We start from the raw sequence: 20,149 nt of genomic DNA, 5'->3' as shown, positions 1-20,149 counted from the left end.
TGGTGCGGAGCGCCTCAGCGCACGAACACGCCCGCCTGGTTGGCCAGGTCCAGGAAGTACTGCGGGGCCACGCCGAGTACCACCGTGACCGCCACGCCCACGCCGATCGCGGTCATCGTCAGCGGGGAGGGCACCGCCACCGTCGGGCCCTCCGGGTGGGGATCGCTGAAGAACATGAGCACGATGACGCGGATGTAGAAGAAGGCCGCGATCGCCGACGAGATCACACCGATCACGACCAGCGGCACCGCGCCGCCCTCGGCCGCCGCCTTGAACACCGCGAACTTCCCGGCGAAGCCGGAGGTCAGCGGAATGCCCGCGAAGGCCAGCAGGAACACCGCGAACACGGCCGCCACCAGCGGGGAGCGCCGGCCCAGCCCCGCCCACTTGGACAGGTGCGTCGCCTCGCCGCCCGCGTCGCGCACCAGCGTGACCACGGCGAACGCGCCGATCGTCACGAAGGAGTACGCGGCCAGGTAGAACAGCACGGACGAGACGCCGTCCTTCGAGGTCGCGATGACACCGGCGAGGATGAAGCCCGCGTGCGCGATCGACGAGTACGCGAGCAGCCGCTTGATGTCGGTCTGGGTGATCGCGACGATCGCACCGCCCAGCATGGTGACGATCGCGACCCCCCACATGACCGGCCGCCAGTCCCAGCGCATGCCCGGCAGCACGACGTACAGCAGCCGCAGCAGCGCGCCGAAGGCCGCCACCTTGGTGGCCGCCGCCATGAACCCGGTGACCGGGGTCGGAGCGCCCTGGTAGACGTCCGGCGTCCACATGTGGAACGGGACCGCGCCCACCTTGAACAGCAGACCCATCACGACCATCGCGGCGCCGATGAGCAGCAGCGCGTCGTTGCCCATGGTGTTGGCGAGCGCCGGATCGACGTTCGGCACGTTGCCGTCGACGACCTGCGCGATCCGGGCGTACGACACCGAGCCCGCGTACCCGTACAGCAGCGCGATGCCGAACAGGGTGAACGCGGAGGCGAAGGCGCCCAGCAGGAAGTACTTGACCGCGGCCTCCTGCGACATGAGCCGCTTGCGGCGGGCCAGCGCGCACAGGAGGTACAGCGGCAGGGAGAAGACCTCCAGGGCCACGAACAGGGTCAGCAGGTCGTTGGCCGAGGGGAACACCAGCATGCCGGCGACCGCGAAGAGCAGGAGCGGGAAGACCTCGGTGGTGGTGAAACCGGCCTTGACCGCGGCCTTCTCGCTCTCGCCGCCCGGTACCGCCGCCGCCTGCGCGGCGAAGGAGTCGACGCGGTTGCCGTGCGCCGCCGGATCCAGTCGCCGCTCGGCGAAGGTGAACAGGGAGACCAGGCTCGCCAGCAGGATCGTGCCCTGGAGGAAGAGCGAGGGTCCGTCGACGGAGATGGCCCCCATGGCCGCGATGTGCGCCTTGGTGGTGCCGTATCCGTCCGCCGCGAGCGCGACGACCGCGGCGAACGCGGCGGCGAGCGCGACGACGGACACGAACACCTGCGCGTAGTAGCGCGACTTGCGCGGGACGAACGCCTCGATGAGCATTCCGACGATCGCCGCGCCCACGACGATCAGGGTGGGCGACAACTGCCCGTATTCGATCTTCGGCGCCTCGATCTTCGAGATCGGGTCGGCCGCGGTTGTCCACAGGCTGTGGACGGCTGCTCCGCTCACTTGGCCGCCTCCACTGCGGGCTTCGGGTCGGTCTTGTGTACGTCGGACATGGTCTGCTGGACCGCCGGGTTGACGATGTCCGTGACGGGCTTCGGATAGACGCCCAGGAAGATCAGCAGCACCACCAGCGGTGCCACGACCACCAGCTCCCGCACCCGCAGGTCCGGCATGGCCGAGACCTCCGGCTTCACGGGGCCGGTCATCGTCCGCTGGTACAGGACGAGCGTGTACAGCGCGGCGAGCACGATGCCGAAGGTGGCGACGATGCCGATCGCCGGGTAGCGCGTGAACGTGCCGACCAGCACCAGGAACTCACTGACGAAGGGCGCCAGTCCCGGCAGGGACAGGGTGGCGAGGCTGCCGATCAGGAACGTGCCGGCGAGCACCGGAGCGACCTTCTGCACACCGCCGTAGTCGGAGATGAGCCGGGAGCCGCGCCGGGAGATCAGGAAGCCGGCGATCAGCATGAGCACGGCCGTCGACAGGCCGTGGTTGACCATGTAGAGCGTCGCTCCGGACTGGCCCTGGCTGGTCATCGCGAAGATGCCCATGATGATGAAGCCGAAGTGCGAGATCGACGCGTACGCGATCAGGCGCTTGATGTCCCGCTGGCCCACCGCGAGCAGCGCCCCGTAGATGATGCTGATCAGGGCGAGGACGAGGATGGCCGGCGTGGCCCACTTGCTCGCCTCCGGGAACAGCTGGAGGCAGAAGCGGAGCATCGCGAAGGTGCCCACCTTGTCGACGACCGCGGTGATGAGGACGGCGACCGGCGCGGTCGACTCCTGCATCGCGTTGGGCAGCCAGGTGTGCAGCGGCCACAGCGGCGCCTTCACCGCGAAGGCGAAGAAGAAGCCGAGGAACAGCCAGCGTTCGACGTCGGTCGCCATGTGCAGCGAGCCGTTGGCGCGGGCCTGCGCGATCTCGGTGAGCGAGAAGCTCCCGGCGACCACGTACAGCCCGATCACCGCGGCCAGCATGATCAGACCGCCGGTCAGGTTGTAGAGCAGGAACTTCACCGCCGCGTACGACCGCTGGGTCGACGCCGTCTCCTCGCCGTGCGCGTGGGCACGGTCCCCGAAGCCGCCGATGAGGAAGTACATCGGGATCAGCATGGCTTCGAAGAAGATGTAGAAGAGGAAGACGTCGGTGGCCTCGAAGGAGATGATCACCATCGCCTCGACGGCCAGGATCAGCGCGAAGAAGCCCTGTGTCGGCCGCCAGCGGCGGCTTCCGGTCTCCAGCGGGTCGGCGTCGTGCCAGCCGGCCAGGATCACGAACGGGATGAGCAGGGCGGTCAGCCCGACCAGCGCCACCCCGATGCCGTCGACGCCCAGTTCGTACCTGACGCCGAAGGACGCGATCCAGGAGTGGGACTCGGTGAGCTGGTAACGGGCGCCGCCCGGGTCGAAGCGGACCAGGACGGTGACGGCCAGCGCGAGCGTGGCCAGCGAGGCGACCAGCGCGAGCCACTTCGCGGCGGTGCGCCGGGCGGCCGGCACGGCGGCCGTGGCGATGGCCCCGAGAGCCGGGAGCACCGCCGTCGCTGTCAGCAGAGGAAAGGACATCGGTATCAGACCGCCCTCATCAGCAGGGTCGCGGCGACCAGCAGTGCCGCACCGCCGAACATCGAGACCGCGTAGGAGCGCGCGAAGCCGTTCTGCAGCCGGCGCATCCGCCCGGACAGGCCGCCGACCGAGGCCGCCGTGCCGTTGACGACTCCGTCGACCAGAGTGTGGTCGACGTAGACCAGAGACCGTGTGAGGTGCTCGCCGCCGCGGACCAGGACGATGTGGTTGAAGTCGTCCTGGAGCAGGTCCCGCCGGGCGGCCCGGGTGAGCAGCGAGCCGCGCGGGGCGACGGCCGGGACCGGCTTGCGGCCGTACTGGGCCCAGGCGATGGCCACGCCGACGACCAGGCACACCATCGTCGCGCCGGTCACCGTCCACGCGCTGAGCGGCGAGTTGCCCTCGCTGTGCCCGGTGACCGGCTCCAGCCAGTGCAGGAAGCGGTCGCCGATGCTGAAGAACGCGCCGCCCAGGACCGAGCCGACGGCCAGCACGATCATCGGGATCGTCATGGCCTTGGGCGACTCGTGCGGGTGCGGCTGGTTGCCGTTCTCGTCGGGCTGCCAGCGCTTCTCGCCGAAGAACGTCATCAGCATCACGCGCGTCATGTAGAACGCCGTGATGGCCGCGCCCAGCAGGGCCGCGCCGCCGAGGATCCAGCCCTCGGTGCCGCCCTTGGCGAAGGCCGCCTCGATGATCTTGTCCTTGGAGAAGAAGCCGGACAGGCCCGGGAAGCCGATGATGGCGAGGTAACCGAGGCCGAAGGTGATGAAGGTGACCGGCATGTACGCGCGCAGCCCGCCGTACTTGCGCATGTCCACCTCGTCGTTCATGCCGTGCATGACCGAACCGGCGCCGAGGAACAGCCCGGCCTTGAAGAAGCCGTGCGTCACCAGGTGCATGATCGCGAAGACGTAGCCGATGGGGCCGAGGCCCGCGGCCAGCACCATGTAGCCGATCTGCGACATGGTCGAGCCGGCCAGCGCCTTCTTGATGTCGTCCTTCGCGCAACCGACGATCGCACCGAACAGCAGCGTGACCGCGCCGACGACGGTGACCACGAGCTGCGCGTTCGGCGCCGCGTTGAAGATCGCCGCGGAGCGGACGATGAGGTAGACGCCCGCCGTCACCATGGTCGCGGCGTGGATGAGGGCCGAGACCGGGGTCGGGCCCTCCATCGCGTCCCCGAGCCAGGACTGCAGCGGCACCTGGGCGGACTTGCCGCACGCGGCGAGCAGCAGCATCAGCGCGACGGCGGTGAGCTTGCCCTCGGTGGCGCCGCCCACGAGACCGGGTTCGGCGTGGGTGCCGAGCAGCGGACCGAAGGCGAAGGTGCCGAACGTCGCGAACATCAGCATGATCGCGATGGACAGGCCCATGTCGCCGACCCGGTTGACCAGGAAGGCCTTCTTCGCCGCGGTCGCCGCGCTGGGCTTGTGCTGCCAGAAGCCGATCAGCAGGTAGGAGGCGAGACCGACGCCCTCCCAGCCGACGTACAGCAGCAGGTAGTTGTCGGCGAGGACGAGCACCAGCATCGCCGCGAGGAACAGGTTGAGGTAGCCGAAGAAGCGGCGGCGCCGCTCGTCGTGCTCCATGTACGCGACCGAGTACAGGTGGATCAGCGAGCCGACACCGGTGATCAGCAGGACGAACGTCATCGACAGCTGGTCGAGACGGAACGTGACGTCCGCCTGGAAGCCGCCCACCGGGATCCAGCTGAACAGGTGCTGGGTCAGCGTCCGTTGGTCGGCGCTTCTGCCGAGCAGGTCCGCGAAGAGGACCAGGCCGATCACGAAGGAGACGGCCGCGAGCAGGGTGCCGAGCCAGTGGCCGACGGCGTCGAGTCGCCGGCCGCCGACCAGGAGGACGGCCGCTCCGAGCAGGGGCGCCGCGATCAGCAGCGCAATCAGGTTCTCCACGATTCTTCCGACCCCTTACAGCTTCATCAGGCTGGCGTCGTCGACCGAGGCCGAGTGACGGGAACGGAACACCGACACGATGATCGCGAGCCCGACCACGACCTCCGCCGCGGCGACGACCATCGTGAAGAACGCGATGATCTGGCCGTCGAGGTTGCCGTGCATCCGCGAGAAGGTGACGAGCGCGAGGTTGCAGGCGTTCAGCATCAACTCGATGCACATGAAGACCACGATGGCGTTGCGCCGGATCAGCACGCCGGTGGCGCCGATCGTGAACAACAGGGCGGCGAGATAGAGGTAGTTCACAGGGTTCACTTCGACGCCTCCTCGGGCCGCTTGAAGGCCGTCGGCTCGATCGCGGTGCGCTCCAGTCGTTCCGCGGCGCGCTGCTCCAGGGCCTTGAGGTCGTTGAGGGCCTCGGCCGAGACGTCACGGATCTGCCCGCGCTCGCGCAGCGTCTTGCTGACGGTGAGCTCGGACGGGGTGCCGTCGGGCAGCAGTCCGGCGATGTCCACGGCGTTGTGCCGGGCGTAGACGCCGGGCGCCGGCAGCGGCGGTACGTGCCGTCCCTCACGCACGCGCTGCTCGGCCAGCTCGCGCTGGGTTTTGGCCCGCTCGGTGCGCTCCCGGTGGGTGAGCACCATGGCGCCGACGGTGGCCGTGATCAGCAGCGCGCCGGTGAGCTCGAAGGCGAAGACGTACCGGGTGAAGAGGAGGGAGGCCAGTCCCTCCACGTTGCCGCCCGCGTTGGCCCTGCCGGTGCCGTTGAACTCCTTCAGGGAGGCGTTGGCGATGCCCGCGACGAGCAGGACGCCGAAGCCGAGCCCGCACAGCAGGGCCAGCCAGCGCTGGCCCTTGATGGTCTCCTTCAGGGAGTCCGCCGCGGTCACGCCGACGAGCATCACCACGAACAGGAACAGCATCATGATCGCGCCGGTGTAGACGACGATCTGCACGATGCCCAGGAAGTAGGCGCCGTTGGTGAGGTAGAACACCGCCAGGACGATCATGGTGGCGGCCAGGCACAGCGCGCTGTGCACGGCCCTCTTCATGAAGACGGTGCACAGGGCGCCGATCACCGCGACGGTGCCGAGTACCCAGAACTGGAAGGCCTCTCCGGTGGAGGTGGAGTAGGCGGCGAGCTGCGCGCTCATGCGTCAGCCCCCTGTTCCTCGGCCGCGCCCGAAGGGCCCTCCACGTGCTCCTGTTCTCCCTTGGAGACGGCGACCTGGCGCACCGTGCCGGGCGCGGCCTCCGTCACCAGGCCGCGGTAGTAGTCCTGCTCGTCCGTCCCCGGGTAGATGGCGTGCGGTGTGTCGACCATGCCCTCTTCGAGACCGGCGAGCAGCTGCTCCTTGGTGTAGATGAGGTTGGCGCGGCTGGAGTCGGCCAGTTCGAACTCGTTGGTCATCGTCAGCGCGCGCGTGGGGCACGCCTCGATGCACAGGCCGCACAGGATGCAGCGGGCGTAGTTGATCTGGTAGACGCGGCCGTACCGCTCGCCCGGCGAGTAGCGCTCCTCGTCGGTGTTGTCGGCGCCCTCCACGTAGATGGCGTCGGCGGGGCAGGCCCAGGCGCACAGCTCGCAGCCGACGCATTTCTCCAGGCCGTCCGGATGGCGGTTGAGCTGGTGCCGTCCGTGGAAGCGCGGAGCCGTGGTCTTCTGCTGCTCCGGGTACTGCTCGGTCAGCCGCTTCTTGAACATGGCCTTGAAGGTCACGCCGAAGCCGGCCACGGGGTTCTGGAAACCGGGTTTGGTCTCCTTGGGCTCCTCAGCCATCGGACGCCTCCTTTCCATCCAGAGGTCCGTCACTGGCAGTGTCCGTCCCGCCACTGACAATCAACTCCCGCTCGCGGCGCGAGCGGCGCCGCGGCACCGGCGGCAGCTCCTGCCCCGGCAGCGGCGGTACGGGGAATCCGCCGGCCATCGCGTCGAAGGCGGCCGGCTGGGCTTCGGGCTGCTCGGCGCTCTTCGTACGCTCGCGGAACATGTCGGCGACGAAGGACAGAACCAGCACGACCAGCACGGCACCGGCGACGTAGAGGGCGATGTCGGCGAAGCCGTAGTTCTCGTTGCGCAGGACCCGGACGGTCGCGACGAGCATCAGCCAGGCCACGGAGACCGGGATGAGGACCTTCCAGCCGAGTTTCATCAGCTGGTCGTAGCGGACCCGCGGGAGCGTGCCGCGCAGCCAGATGAAGAAGAACAGCAGCAGCTGGACCTTGATCACGAACCAGAGCAGCGGCCACCAGCCGTGGTTGGCGCCCTCCCAGAAGGTGCTGATCGGCCAGGGGGCCCGCCAGCCGCCCAGGAAGAGCGTGGTCGACACCGCGGAGACCGTCACCATGTTCACGTACTCGGCGAGCATGAACATCGCGAACTTGATCGACGAGTATTCGGTGTTGAAACCGCCGACCAGGTCGCCCTCGGACTCCGGCATGTCGAACGGCGCGCGGTTGGTCTCCCCGACCATCGTGACGATGTAGAGGAGGAAGGAGACCGGCAGCAGCAGGATGTACCAGCGGTCGTGCTGCTGCTCGACGATCGCCGACGTCGACATCGAGCCCGAGTACAGGAAGACCGAGGCGAACGCGGCGCCCATGGCGATCTCGTAGGAGATCATCTGCGCGCAGGACCGCAGTCCGCCCAGGAGCGGGTAGGTCGATCCGGAGCTCCAGCCCGCCAGCACGATGCCGTAGATGCCGACGGAGGCGACCGCGAGGATGTAGAGCATCGCGATCGGCAGGTCGGTCAGCTGCATCGCGGTGCGGTGGCCGAAGATCGAGATCTCGTTGTTCGCCGGCCCGAAGGGGATCACCGCGATCGCCATGAAGGCCGGGATGGCCGCGACGATCGGCGCGAGGACGTACACGACCTTGTCGGCGCGCTTGACGACGACGTCTTCCTTGAGCATCAGCTTGATGCCGTCGGCGAGCGACTGGAGCATGCCCCAGGGCCCGTGCCGGTTGGGGCCGATGCGCAGCTGCATCCAGGCGACGACCTTGCGCTCCCAGACGATGGAGAACAGCACCGTCACCATCAGGAAGGCGAAGCAGAACACCGCCTTGACGACGACCAGCCACCAGGGATCGGTGCCGAACATCGACAGGTTCTCAGCGGCGAGGTACGGGCTCATGCCTCCACCTCCTTGGGGGCCTCGGTCGAGGACGTCGCCGGGCCGATACGGACCAGGGAGCCGGGCAGCGCCCCGGTGTCGGAGGCGACGCCCCCGCCGACGGAGTTCAGCGGGAGCCACACCACCCGGTCGGGCATCTCGGTGATCTCCAGCGGGAGCTCGACCGTGCCGGCGGGACCGGTCACGGCGAGCGCGGCGGAGTCCGCGACACCCGCCTCGGCGGCCGTGGCGGCCGACACGCGTGCGCGTGCGGCGTGCCGGGTCCCGGCGAGCGCCTCGTCGCCCTCCTGGAGGACACCCTGGTCGAGCAGCAGCCGGTGTCCGGCGAGCAGGGCCTCCCCGGCGGCCGGGCGCGGCGCAGCGCCCGCGCTGTGCACCGGGTCGTCGGCGCGCGGTCCGGTCCAGGCACCCAGCCGGTCCAGCTCCGCGCGCACGGTCCGCAGGTCCGGCAGGCCCAGGTGCACGTCCATGGCGTCGGACAGCATCTGCAGCACGCGCGCGTCGGTGGGCGACAGGGTGCGGGTCATCTGCTCCGGCTTGAGCGCGGCCTCGAAGAAGCGGACCCTGCCCTCCCAGTTGAGGAAGGTGCCGGCCTTCTCGGCGACGGCGGCGACGGGCAGGACCACGTCCGCGTGTTCCGTGACCTCGCTGGGCCGCAGCTCCAGCGACACCACGAAGCCCGCCTCGGTCAGAGCCGCACGCGCGCGTGCCGGATCGGGCAGGTCGGCGATCTCCACGCCCGCGACCAGCAGGGCCTGGAGCTGGCCTCCCGTCACGGCCTCGATGATCTGCCCGGTGTCGCGGCCGTAGCGGTGCGGGAGTTCGGCGACGCCCCAGAGTGCGGCGACCTCCTCCCGCGCACGCGGGTCGGTGGCCGGGCGCCCGCCCGGCAGCAGCGACGGCAGCGCGCCGGCCTCGACGGCGCCGCGCTCGCCGGCCCGGCGCGGGATCCACACCAGCTGTGCGCCGGTCGCGGCGGCGGCCCGTACGGCGGCGGTCGGGCCGCCGGCCACCCCGGCGAGCCGCTCGCCGACGACGATGACCGAGCCCTCGGCCCGCAGGGCCTCGGCGGCCCAGGTGCCGTCGTCCTCCAGTCCGACGCCGCCCGCCAGCGCGTCCAGCCACTCGTTCTCGGTGCCCGGCGCGGCCGGCAGCAGGGTGCCGCCCGCCTTCTCCAGGCCCCGCGTGGCGTGCGTGGCCAGCGCGAACACCTTCTGCCCGTGCCCCCGCCAGGCCTTGCGCAGCCGGAGGAAGACGCCGGGCGCCTCCTCCTCGGACTCGAACCCGACGAGCAGCACGGCGGGCGCCTTCTCCAGCGCGGTGTACGTGACACCGCTGCCGTCGAGGTCCCGGCCGCGGCCGGCGACCCGGGAGGCGAGGAAGTCGGCCTCCTCGCCGCTGTGCACGCGCGCGCGGAAGTCGATGTCGTTGGTGTCGAGCGCCACGCGCGCGAACTTGCTGTACGCGTAGGCGTCCTCGACGGTGAGCCGGCCGCCGGTGAGGACACCGGTCCGCCCGCGCGAGGCGAGCAGGCCCTGGGCGGCGATCTCCAGCGCCTCCGGCCAGGACGCCGGCACCAGCTCGCCCTCGGGGTTGCGCACGAGCGGCGTGGTCAGCCGGTCCTTCATCTGCGCGTACCGGAACGCGAAGCGCCCCTTGTCGCAGATCCACTCCTCGTTGACCTCGGGGTCGTTGGCGGCGAGCCGCCGCATGACCTTGCCGCGCCGGTGGTCGGTGCGGGTGGCGCAGCCGCCCGAGCAGTGCTCGCACACCGACGGCGAGGAGACCAGGTCGAAGGGGCGGGAGCGGAAGCGGTACGCCGCCGAGGTGAGCGCCCCGACAGGGCAGATCTGGATGGTGTTGCCGGAGAAGTACGACTCGAAGGGGTCGCCCTCGCCGGTGCCGACCTGCTGGAGCGCGCCCCGCTCGATCAGCTCGATCATGGGGTCGCCGGCAATCTGGTTGGAGAACCGGGTGCAGCGGGCGCACAGCACGCACCGCTCCCGGTCGAGGAGCACCTGCGTGGAGATCGGCACGGGCTTCTCGTAGGTCCGCTTCCTGCCCTCGAAGCGGGACTCGGCGTTGCCGTGCGACATGGCCTGGTTCTGCAGCGGGCACTCGCCGCCCTTGTCGCAGACCGGGCAGTCCAGCGGGTGGTTGATGAGCAGCAGCTCCATCACGCCGTGCTGGGCCTTCTCGGCGACCGGGGAGGTGAGCTGGGTCTTGACGACCATCCCGTCCGTGCAGGTGATCGTGCAGGAGGCCATCGGCTTGCGCTGGCCCTCGACCTCGACGATGCACTGGCGGCAGGCGCCGGCCGGGTCGAGGAGGGGGTGGTCGCAGAACCGGGGGATCTCGATGCCGAGCTGTTCGGCGGCCCGGATGACCAGGGTGCCCTTGGGCACGCTGATCTCGGCCCCGTCGATCGTCAGTGTCACGAGATCTTCCGGCGGGACCGCCGCCTCTCCCCCGCCCGCGGGAGCGTTGGTGGTCACGGTCATGCTTTCACCTCCGTGCGATCGGCCCAGGCCGTGGACTTGGCCGGGTCGAAGGGGCAGCCCCGGCCCGTGATGTGCTGCTCGTACTCCTCGCGGAAGAACTTCAGGGAGGAGAAGATCGGGGAGGCGGCGCCGTCACCGAGGGCGCAGAAGGACTTGCCGTTGATGTTGTCGGCGATGTCGTTCAGCTTGTCGAGGTCGGACATGACGCCCTTGCCGGCCTCGATGTCCCGCATCAACTGCACCAGCCAGTACGTTCCTTCACGGCACGGCGTGCACTTGCCGCAGGACTCGTGGGCGTAGAACTCGGTCCACCGGGTCACCGCCCGCACCACGCAGGTCGTCTCGTCGAAGCACTGGAGGGCCTTGGTGCCGAGCATCGAGCCCGCGGCGCCCACGCCCTCGTAGTCGAGCGGCACGTCGAGGTGCTCGTCGGTGAACATCGGCGTCGACGAGCCGCCCGGCGTCCAGAACTTCAGCCGGTGCCCGGGGCGCATGCCGCCGCTCATGTCGAGCAGCTGACGCAGTGTGATGCCGAGCGGGGCCTCGTACTGGCCGGGGTTGGCGACATGGCCGCTGAGCGAGTAGAGCGTGAAGCCGGGGGACTTCTCGCTGCCCATCGACCGGAACCATTCCTTGCCGTTGTGCAGGATCGCGGGAACCGACGCGATGGACTCGACGTTGTTCACCACAGTCGGGCACGCGTAGAGGCCCGCGACGGCGGGGAAGGGAGGACGCAGCCGCGGTTGACCACGGCGGCCTTCGAGCGAGTCCAGCAGCGCGGTCTCCTCACCGCAGATGTACGCGCCGGCGCCGGCGTGCACGGTGAGGTCGAGGTCGAGGCCACTGCCCAGGATGTTCTCGCCGAGGTAGCCGGCCGCGTAAGCCTCGCGCACGGCCTCGTGCAACCGCCGCAGTACGGGGACGACTTCACCCCGCAGATAGATGAAGGCATGCGACGACCTGATGGCGTAGCACGCGATGACGATGCCCTCGATGAGGCTGTGCGGGTTCGCGAAGAGGAGCGGGATGTCCTTGCAGGTCCCGGGCTCCGATTCGTCGGCGTTGACAACAAGATAGTGCGGCTTGCCATCACCCTGGGGAATGAACTGCCACTTCATCCCCGTGGGGAACCCCGCGCCGCCGCGGCCGCGCAGACCGGAGTCCTTGACGTACGCGATGACGTCGTCCGGCGACATGGCGAGGGCCTTGCGGAGTCCCTCGTACCCCTCGTGCCTCCGGTACACGTCCAGCGTCCAGGACCTGTCCTCGTCCCAGAAGGCCGACAGCACGGGTACGAGCAGCTTCTCGGGGCTGCTCTCGTCGATTTCCGGTGCCAAGGTCATCCCTCCCCCTCCTCTCCGACGTCTCCGACGGGTCCCTGCGGATGGGACGGATCGGAGGCCGATGTGGCCTGCGGCGCGTCGTGCGAGCTCAGGTGCTCGGACGGCGACGGCTGGTGCACGGCTGCGTCGTGCGGTCCTCCGTCGCGCGGGTGGACCACGCGCACGGGGGCGGCCTCCCCCTTGGCCAGGCGGAGGCCCACCAGCGAGGCGGGTCCCGCGCTGCCGCCGGCCTCCGTCGCCCCTTCGCGCTCGTCGGGGAAGCCCGCCAGGATGCGGGCGGTCTCCTTGAACGTGCACAGGGGCGCGCCGCGCGTGGGCGTCACCGGCCGTCCCGCGCGCAGGTCGTCGACCAAGCGCTTGACGCTCGCCGGGTTCTGGTTGTCGAAGAACTCCCAGTTGACCATCACGACCGGCGCGTAGTCGCAGGCCGCGTTGCACTCGATGTGCTCGAGGGTGACCTTGCCGTCGTCGGTGGTCTCGCCGTTGCCGACGCCGAGGTGCTCCTGGAGGGCCTCGAAGATGGCGTCGCCGCCCATCACGGCGCACAGGGTGTTGGTGCAGACGCCCACCTGGTAGTCACCGGACGGCTTGCGCCGGTACATGGTGTAGAAGGTGGCGACCGCGGTGACCTCGGCCGTGGTCAGGCCGAGCACGTCCGCGCAGAACCGCATTCCGGTGCGCGTGACGTGGCCCTCCTCCGACTGCACCAGGTGCAGCAGCGGAAGGAGGGCGGACCGGGAGTCCGGGTAGCGGGCGATGATCTCGCGCGCGTCCCGCTCGAGCCGGGTGCGGACGTCGTCCGGGTAGTCGGGCGCGGGCAGTTCGGGCATGCCCAGGCTGACGCCCTGCTCCGAAGAACTGGTGGTCACCGGTCGACGCCTCCCATCACGGGGTCGATGGACGCGACGGCGACGATGACGTCGGCGACCTGGCCGCCCTCGCACATCGCCGCCATCGCCTGAAGGTTGGTGAAGGACGGGTCCCGGAAGTGGACCCGGTAGGGGCGGGTGCCGCCGTCGGAGACGACGTGCACACCGAGTTCGCCCTTGGGCGACTCGACCGCCGCGTACGCCTGTCCCGGCGGGACGCGGAAGCCCTCGGTGACCAGCTTGAAGTGGTGGATCAGGGCCTCCATGGAGGTGCCCATGATCTTCTTGATGTGGTCGAGGGAGTTGCCGAGTCCGTCCGGTCCCAGGGCGAGCTGCGCGGGCCAGGCGATCTTCTTGTCGGCGACCATCACCGGGCCCGGCTCCAGCCGGTCCAGGCACTGCTCGACGATCCTGAGCGACTGGCGCATCTCCTCCAGGCGGATCAGGAAGCGGCCGTAGGAGTCGCAGGTGTCGGCGGTCGGGATGTCGAAGTCGTACGTCTCGTAGCCGCAGTAGGGCTGCGTCTTGCGCAGGTCGTGCGGCAGGCCGGTGGAGCGCAGGATCGGGCCGGTGGCGCCGAGGGCCATGCAGCCGGCCAGATCGAGGTAGCCGACGTCCTGCATACGGGCCTTGAAGATGGGGTTCCCGGTGGCGAGCTTGTCGTACTCCGGGAGGTTCTTCGTCATCTTCTTCACGAACTCGCGGATCTGGTCCACCGCGCCGGGCGGCAGGTCCTGGGCGAGTCCGCCGGGCCGGATGTACGCGTGGTTCATCCGCAGGCCCGTGATGAGCTCGTAGAGGTCGAGAATCATTTCACGATCGCGGAATCCGTAGATCATGATCGTGGTGGCGCCCAGCTCCATGCCGCCGGTGGCGATGCACACCAGGTGGGAGGAGAGCCGGTTCAGCTCCATCAGGAGCACCCGGATGATCTTGGCGCGCTCGGTGATCTGGTCCTCGATGCCGAGGAGTTTCTCGACGGCGAGGCAGTAGGCGGTCTCGTTGAAGAAGGACGTCAGGTAGTCCATGCGCGTGACGAAGGTGGTGCCCTGCGTCCACGTGCGGAACTCGAGGTTCTTCTCGATGCCGGTGTGCAGGTAGCCGATGCCGCAGCGGGCCTCGGTGACCGTCTCCCCGTCGATCTCCAGGATCAGCCGGAGCACGCCGTGGGTGGACGGGTGCTGGGGGCCCATGTTGACGACGATGCGCTCGTCGTCGGCGCGGGCCGCGGACCGGGCGACCTCGTCCCAGTCGCCACCGGTGACCGTGTAGACCGTGCCCTCGGTGGTCTCGCGCGCGGAGGCCGACGACGGGGTGTGCGTGCTCATGAGTACGACCTCCGCTGGTCCGGAGCCGGGATCTGGGCGCCCTTGTACTCGACGGGGATGCCGCCGAGGGGGTAGTCCTTGCGCTGCGGATGGCCCTGCCAGTCGTCCGGCATCATGATCCGCGTCAGGGCCGGGTGGCCGTCGAAGACGATCCCGAAGAAGTCGTACGTCTCGCGCTCGTGCCAGTCGTTGGTCGGGTAGACGGGGACCAGCGACGGGATGTGCGGGTCGGCGTCGGGGGCGCTGACCTCCAGGCGGACCAGCCGGTTGTGGGTGATCGAGCGCAGGTGGTACACGGCGTGCAGCTCGCGGCCCTTGTCCTGCGGGTAGTGGACACCGCTGACGCCGGTGCACAGCTCGAAGCGCAGGGCGGGGTCGTCGCGCAGGGTGCGGGCGACGCGCACCAGGTGCTCGCGCTCGATGTGGAAGGTCAGTTCGCCGCGGTCGACGACCGTCTTCTCGATCGCGTTCTCCGGGAGGAGGCCCTGTTCCTCCAGCGCGCCCTCGAGTTCGTCGGCGATCTCGTCGAAGCATCCGCCCGGGCCGCCGTAGGGACGGCTCGCCGGACCCGGGAGCCGGACCGAGCGGACCAGGCCGCCGTATCCGGAGGTGTCGCCGCCGTTGTTGGCGCCGAACATGCCGCGCTGGACGCGGATCTCCTCGCCGCCCTGGCCGCGCTGGCCGGGGAGGTTGTCGGCGGACAGGTCCTTCTCGGGGTTCACCCCGTTCGCGGACCCGTTCACGTCCTTGCCGTGTCCGTCGCTCATCGCAGCAGCCCCTTCATCTCGATCGTGGGCAGGGCCTTGAGCGCGGCCTCCTCCGCCTCGCGGGCGGCCTCCTCGGCGTTCACGCCGAGCTTGGTGGACTGGATCTTCTGGTGCAGCTTGAGGATCGCGTCCATCAGCATCTCGGGCCGCGGCGGACAGCCCGGCAGGTAGATGTCGACCGGGACGATGTGGTCGACGCCCTGGACGATCGCGTAGTTGTTGAACATGCCGCCCGAGGAGGCGCACACGCCCATCGAGATCACCCACTTGGGGTTGGGCATCTGGTCGTAGACCTGCCGGAGGACCGGCGCCATCTTCTGGCTGACCCGGCCTGCCACGATCATCAGGTCCGCCTGACGGGGCGAACCGCGGAAGACCTCCATGCCGAAGCGCGCCAGGTCGTAGCGGCCGGCGCCGGTGGTCATCATCTCGATCGCGCAGCAGGCGAGGCCGAAGGTGGCCGGAAAGACGGACGCCTTGCGCACCCAGCCCGCGGCCTGCTCGACGGTGGTCAGCAGGAAGCCGCTCGGCAGCTTTTCTTCGAGTCCCATGTCGTTAAAGGCCCCTCAGTCCCATTCCAGGCCGCCGCGCCGCCATACGTACGCGTACGCGACGAAGACGGTGAGCACGAAGAGCAGCATCTCCACGAGCCCGAAAACACCCAGGGCGTCGAAGCTGACGGCCCACGGGTAGAGGAAGACGATCTCGATGTCGAAGACGATGAAGAGCATCGCCGTCAGGTAGTACTTGATGGGGAAGCGCCCGCCGCCGGCCGGCGTTGGGGTCGGCTCGATACCGCACTCGTATGCCTCGAGTTTGGCGCGGTTGTACCGCTTCGGTCCGATCAGCGTGGCCATGACCACGGAGAAGATCGCAAAGCCTGCCCCGAGGGCTCCCAGTACGAGGATGGGCGCATAAGCGTTCACCGCTCCTCGCTCCTCTCAGTCGGCACTGACTGCTGGCGGTCGCCGGGCCCACGGCTGCCTCACCCGTCCCCTGTTCCCGGCCCGTCCGGCCAAGATCGAGAACATGTGAAGCAGGTCACAAGCCCAACTGCCTCGCATCTTATGCCCGACGCTCTGTGATCTGCGACACGGGGTATTGCATGAGCTTTGTGATCTCCACCACCTGACGAACGATCATCAAGTCGGATGAGCGGTGATCTTCGCACGCGAAGCACCTGTGTGATCACTACTGGTCACATTTTACCTCGTATTTGCAGGTCGGAGGGGGTGTGCACTATCAGATGCCCGGCGTGCGGCGCAAAGTGGCGAACGGTGTCAAGACCTTGATATGGGCCTGCTTTTCACACATCAGGGGGACGGCGACGCGAGATGTGGACGCGTTCACCCGTTCACAAGGTCGATGTGCGACTCGGGAGGCTGCTCGGGCGCAGTTTCACCAATGGGACTCAAGTGACAAATGGGACCAGTGAGTCCACCGCGCGGACGCGCCGCGAGGCGGTGACCGTTCCGTGACCTCCGTCACGTTCATGAGAGGAGTCTGAGAGTCGGGCTTGGCCAACGATCCGTGCGGATGGTAGGCCGAGAGCAATTCGGGCGTAACAGCGAAAGACCATGATCAAAGGCATGATCACGCACGCCCGCAATGTCCGTTACGGCGTCAATAAGGAAACTCGGCCCCGGGATTTGGCCGCCCCGTTGAGCAAATGTGGCGCAGCACACGTTTCTTGAAGATATGAAGGAGCCCCTGGTACCGGTTGTTCCCATGTCCCACACCGCTCACATACGCAGCCACCGGAAGCCTCGCCGTAGCGCGTCGAGAGTCGCGATGCGGGCCGGTGTTGCCGGCGGCGTCCTCGGCACCCTGGCAGTGGCCGGCACGTCGGCCTCGTCGGCGAACGCCGCCGAGCCGGTGACCCAGACGCTCGAACTGCCCACACTGACCTCCGACCTGGCCGCCCAGGTGGCCCAGTCGGCGGAGGCCACGGAGCAGGCCGCCGCCAACTACCGGCTGGGCGCCGAGCGCGACGCGGCCGCCGCAAAGGCCGCGAAGCAGGCCAAGGCGGACCTGGCCGACGCCAAGAAGAAGGCGGCGGCCCGCAAGAAGGCCGCCGAGACCGCCCGGAAGAAGGCCGCCGAGGCCGCCGCCCTGCGTGCCTCGCGCACGGCCGAGCGGCCGACGCTCAGCGCCTCGGCGAGCGTCGGCAGCACCTCCGCGAGCGTGTCCACGGCGACCGGTTCGGCCGCGGCCGTGGTCTCGTTCGTCAAGTCCCAGGTCGGCAAGGCCTACGTCTCCGGCGCCACCGGCCCGTCCGCCTACGACTGCTCCGGCCTGGTCCAGACCGCCTTCAAGCAGGTGGGCATCAGCCTGCCGCGTGTCTCCCAGGACCAGTCGACCGCCGGCACCCAGGTGTCGCTGTCCAACCTCCAGGTGGGCGACATCCTCTACTGGGGCGGCGCGGGCAGCGCGTACCACGTGGGTGTCTACGTCGGGAACGGTATGTTCGTCGGTGCGCAGAACCCGTCCACGGGCGTCGTCGAGCGCCCGCTGTCCTACGACCCGCCGTCCGGCGCGGTCCGGGTGCTCTGAGGACACCCGCGGACAGCCGTAACGGACTGAAGGGCCGCAGCCGCTCGGGGGCAGCGGCCCTTCCGGCTTTCCCGATTCGCCCGCTTCACCCTCGTACGACACGGAGGGGCCGGCTCGCCAACGAGCCGGCCCCTCCGTCGTCCCCGCGTGTGCTCACGCCTTCGGGGCCACCTTGCTCAGGCCGTTGATGATGCGGTCCATCGCGTCGCCGCCCGTCGGGTCGGTGAGGTTGGCCAGCAGCTTGAGGGTGAACTTCATCAGCACCGGGTGGGTCAGCCCGCGCTGGGCGGCGATCTGCATGACCTTCGGGTTGCCGATGAGCTTCACGAAGGCGCGGCCCAGCGTGTAGTAGCCGCCGTAGGTGTCCTTCAGGACGCGCGGGTAGCGCCGCAGGGCGAGTTCGCGCTGGGCCGGGGTGGCCCGGGAGTGGGCCTGGACGATGACGTCGGCGGCGAGCTGGCCGGACTCCATCGCATAGGCGATGCCCTCGCCGTTGAAGGGGTTGACCAGACCGCCCGCGTCGCCGACGAGCAGCAGGCCCCGCGTGTAGTGGGGCTGGCGGTTGAAGGCCATGGGCAGGGCGGCGCCGCGGATCGGGCCGGTCATGTTGTCCGGGGTGTAGCCCCAGTCCTCGGGCATCGACGCGCACCAGGCCTTGAGCACCTCGCGCCAGTCCAGTTCCTTGAAGGACTCGGAGGTGTTGAGCACGCCCAGGCCGACGTTGGAGGTGCCGTCGCCCATGCCGAAGATCCAGCCGTAACCGGGCAGCAGCCGGTCCTGGGGGCCGCGCCGGTCCCACAGCTCCAGCCAGGACTCCAGGTAGTCGTCGTCGTGGCGCGGGCTGGTGAAGTAGGTGCGCACCGCGACGCCCATCGGGCGGTCCTCGCGGCGGTGCAGGCCCATCGCCAGGGACAGCCGGGTGGAGTTGCCGTCGGCGGCGACGACGAGCGGCGCGTGGAAGGTGACCTCGCGCTTCTCCTCACCCAGTTTGGCCTTGACCCCGGTGATGCGGCCGGTGCGGTCGTCGACGAGGGGCGCGGACACGTTGCAGCGCTCGAACAGCCGCGCGCCCGCCTTCTGCGCCTGGCGGGCGAGCTGCTCGTCGAAGTCGTCGCGCTTGCGCACGAGTCCGTAGTCGGGGAAGGAGGCGAGGTCGGGCCAGTCCAGCTGGAGGCGGACGCCGCCCCCGATGATCCTCAGGCCCTTGTTGCGCAGCCAGCCGGCCTCCTCGGAGATGTCGATGCCCATCGCGACGAGTTGCTTGACGGCGCGCGGGGTGAGGCCGTCGCCGCAGACCTTCTCCCGCGGGAACTCGGTCTTCTCCAGCAGGAGTACGTCGAGTCCGGCCCGGGCGAGGTGGTAGGCGGTGGTGGACCCGGCCGGCCCCGCGCCCACGACGATCACATCGGCGGTGTTCTCGGAGAGGGGCTCAGTCACGGTCACGGCGGGATCTCCCCAAGGTTCGGAATCTGTGTGCCGACTGGCACTGGACATGGGCAGTCTATGCAGCAGAATTGATCACCCGGCTGAAGGGCTGCCCCGTGAACCGAGCTCTCCCCGTCGTACGTCTGCGTGTGCCCACCGATGAGGACGCCGTTGCCTGGCACCGGATCTTCGCCGACCCGGACGTCATGGAGTTCCAGGGCGGCAGTCCCGCGGAGCTTTCCGTCTACGAGGAACTCACCGCCCGTCAGCGGCGGCACGACGCCGAACGCGGCTTCTGCCTGTGGACGATGCTCGACGAGACCGGCCGCGTCATCGGCTTCACCGGCGCCCAGCCGTGGGAGCGGGACTGGGGTCCCACGGGCGAGATCGAGATCGGCTGGCGGCTCGGCCGCGAACACTGGGGCCGCGGATACGTCACGGCGGCGGCCCACATGACCCTGGAGCGGCTGCGCGCGACCGGCCTGACGAGCGTGGTGGCCATGGTCGACTCCCGCAACAAGCGGTCCATCGCGGTCACCGAGCGCCTCGGCATGCGGCTGGCGCAGACCTTCGTGACGCCGGTGTCGCAGCGGCAGGGGCACTGCTACCGGCTGGACCTGTGACCGCGACCCATTACCTTGCGTAATCGAGTGTCACAGAAAGGCACTTGGCGCTTCCGGGTGGCACCCCCGGCCGGTTACCCTGCCAGTACCGCTGGGGGTGACGTCTGTGTACATGACACCCAAGACGCCCGAAGTACGCGTGCCGCGCCTGGTCGGGCTGATGGCCGTGGACGCGCGCGAGACCGCCCGTGCCCAGGGCCTGTTCCTCAACGCGCCGGACCGCCCGGACTTCCATCTCGCGGTCGTCGACTACGTCATCCGCCAGTACCCGCAGCCCGGCGCCGAGGTGCCGCGGGACTCCATGGTGTACGTGTGGTTCGACTTCGGCACGGGCGAGGGCGGCGGAGGCGTCCGCGAGCCGCGCGTCCCGCGGCCGCCCACGGGCGGCCTCCAGCGCGAAGCCGACGAACCGGGCGATCCGTACGCGGTCAGTCCCGTCTGACGGCCCGCGC

18 protein-coding genes are annotated in these 20,149 nt (G+C 69.4%); 3 read left to right on the top strand and 15 right to left on the bottom strand.

What is annotated here, in order from left to right; translation table 11 throughout:
* Positions 1–14 precede the first annotated feature (14 nt).
* The 14 genes from nuoN to ACIQMV_RS27095 are packed head-to-tail and all read right to left on the bottom strand — an operon-like array spanning position 15 to position 16,022.
* Positions 15–1,664, bottom strand: coding sequence for an NADH-quinone oxidoreductase subunit NuoN (nuoN, locus tag ACIQMV_RS27160; RefSeq protein WP_141359453.1), 1,650 nt, complete (start codon positions 1,662–1,664; stop codon positions 15–17).
* Complete coding sequence (locus ACIQMV_RS27155; RefSeq protein ID WP_141359454.1) at positions 1,661–3,232, bottom strand: NADH-quinone oxidoreductase subunit M; 1,572 nt, start codon at positions 3,230–3,232, stop codon at positions 1,661–1,663. Before ACIQMV_RS27155 ends, nuoN begins: the two co-directional genes overlap by 4 nt.
* Positions 3,233–3,237: 5 nt before the next feature.
* Entirely contained in the window at positions 3,238–5,151 is a 1,914-nt protein-coding gene (nuoL, locus tag ACIQMV_RS27150; protein ID WP_402596063.1) for an NADH-quinone oxidoreductase subunit L, read from the bottom strand.
* Between the two features lie 15 nt (positions 5,152–5,166).
* The gene (nuoK, locus tag ACIQMV_RS27145; RefSeq protein ID WP_100569676.1) at positions 5,167–5,466 is read right to left on the bottom strand and encodes an NADH-quinone oxidoreductase subunit NuoK; all 300 of its coding nucleotides are present in this window, start codon (positions 5,464–5,466) and stop codon (positions 5,167–5,169) included.
* A complete protein-coding gene (locus ACIQMV_RS27140) occupies positions 5,463–6,305 on the bottom strand; it encodes an NADH-quinone oxidoreductase subunit J (protein WP_141359456.1) in 843 nt (280 codons plus the stop codon). The genes nuoK and ACIQMV_RS27140 overlap by 4 nt, the downstream gene beginning before the upstream one ends.
* Positions 6,302–6,931, bottom strand: a complete 630-nt coding sequence (gene nuoI, locus ACIQMV_RS27135) for an NADH-quinone oxidoreductase subunit NuoI (RefSeq protein WP_402596062.1) — start codon at positions 6,929–6,931, stop codon at positions 6,302–6,304. Before nuoI ends, ACIQMV_RS27140 begins: the two co-directional genes overlap by 4 nt.
* Positions 6,924–8,288 carry an NADH-quinone oxidoreductase subunit NuoH gene (nuoH, locus tag ACIQMV_RS27130; RefSeq protein WP_141359458.1) on the bottom strand — a complete coding sequence of 455 codons (1,365 nt, stop codon included), beginning with the start codon at positions 8,286–8,288 and terminating at the stop codon, positions 6,924–6,926. The genes nuoI and nuoH overlap by 8 nt, the downstream gene beginning before the upstream one ends.
* Positions 8,285–10,789 carry an NADH-quinone oxidoreductase subunit G gene (locus ACIQMV_RS27125; protein WP_402596061.1) on the bottom strand — a complete coding sequence of 835 codons (2,505 nt, stop codon included), beginning with the start codon at positions 10,787–10,789 and terminating at the stop codon, positions 8,285–8,287. Before ACIQMV_RS27125 ends, nuoH begins: the two co-directional genes overlap by 4 nt.
* Positions 10,786–12,132, bottom strand: a complete 1,347-nt coding sequence (nuoF, locus tag ACIQMV_RS27120; protein WP_141359460.1) for an NADH-quinone oxidoreductase subunit NuoF — start codon at positions 12,130–12,132, stop codon at positions 10,786–10,788. The genes ACIQMV_RS27125 and nuoF overlap by 4 nt, the downstream gene beginning before the upstream one ends.
* The gene (gene nuoE / locus ACIQMV_RS27115) at positions 12,129–13,001 is read right to left on the bottom strand and encodes an NADH-quinone oxidoreductase subunit NuoE (RefSeq protein WP_141359461.1); all 873 of its coding nucleotides are present in this window, start codon (positions 12,999–13,001) and stop codon (positions 12,129–12,131) included. Before nuoE ends, nuoF begins: the two co-directional genes overlap by 4 nt.
* A complete protein-coding gene (locus ACIQMV_RS27110) occupies positions 12,998–14,329 on the bottom strand; it encodes an NADH-quinone oxidoreductase subunit D (protein WP_141359462.1) in 1,332 nt (443 codons plus the stop codon). Before ACIQMV_RS27110 ends, nuoE begins: the two co-directional genes overlap by 4 nt.
* A complete protein-coding gene (locus tag ACIQMV_RS27105; RefSeq protein ID WP_141359463.1) occupies positions 14,326–15,096 on the bottom strand; it encodes an NADH-quinone oxidoreductase subunit C in 771 nt (256 codons plus the stop codon). The genes ACIQMV_RS27110 and ACIQMV_RS27105 overlap by 4 nt, the downstream gene beginning before the upstream one ends.
* A complete protein-coding gene (locus ACIQMV_RS27100; protein WP_009190037.1) occupies positions 15,093–15,647 on the bottom strand; it encodes an NADH-quinone oxidoreductase subunit B family protein in 555 nt (184 codons plus the stop codon). The genes ACIQMV_RS27105 and ACIQMV_RS27100 overlap by 4 nt, the downstream gene beginning before the upstream one ends.
* A gap of 15 nt (positions 15,648–15,662) precedes the next feature.
* The gene (locus ACIQMV_RS27095; protein ID WP_100569667.1) at positions 15,663–16,022 is read right to left on the bottom strand and encodes an NADH-quinone oxidoreductase subunit A; all 360 of its coding nucleotides are present in this window, start codon (positions 16,020–16,022) and stop codon (positions 15,663–15,665) included.
* 802 nt (positions 16,023–16,824) lie between these two features.
* Here ACIQMV_RS27095 and ACIQMV_RS27090 point away from each other — a divergent pair.
* Entirely contained in the window at positions 16,825–17,649 is an 825-nt protein-coding gene (locus tag ACIQMV_RS27090; RefSeq protein WP_141359464.1) for a C40 family peptidase, read from the top strand.
* A gap of 153 nt (positions 17,650–17,802) precedes the next feature.
* Here the strand turns inward: ACIQMV_RS27090 and ACIQMV_RS27085 are convergent, their stop codons facing one another.
* Entirely contained in the window at positions 17,803–19,143 is a 1,341-nt protein-coding gene (locus tag ACIQMV_RS27085) for a geranylgeranyl reductase family protein (RefSeq protein WP_402596060.1), read from the bottom strand.
* Positions 19,144–19,190: 47 nt separating this feature from the next.
* On the opposite strand from ACIQMV_RS27085, the gene ACIQMV_RS27080 reads away from it, so the two are divergent.
* Both ACIQMV_RS27080 and ACIQMV_RS27075 read left to right on the top strand, forming a co-directional pair.
* The gene (locus tag ACIQMV_RS27080; protein ID WP_401775741.1) at positions 19,191–19,697 is read left to right on the top strand and encodes a GNAT family N-acetyltransferase; all 507 of its coding nucleotides are present in this window, start codon (positions 19,191–19,193) and stop codon (positions 19,695–19,697) included.
* Between the two features lie 112 nt (positions 19,698–19,809).
* The gene (locus ACIQMV_RS27075; RefSeq protein ID WP_402596059.1) at positions 19,810–20,139 is read left to right on the top strand and encodes a PASTA domain-containing protein; all 330 of its coding nucleotides are present in this window, start codon (positions 19,810–19,812) and stop codon (positions 20,137–20,139) included.
* The last annotated feature ends 10 nt before the right edge of the window (positions 20,140–20,149 follow it).

Source organism: Streptomyces sp. NPDC091412 (assembly GCF_044756885.1).
Lineage (GTDB): Bacteria > Actinomycetota > Actinomycetes > Streptomycetales > Streptomycetaceae > Streptomyces.
Note: the sequence above shows the minus strand (reverse complement) of the source record. Positions and strands in the feature narration are given on the sequence as shown.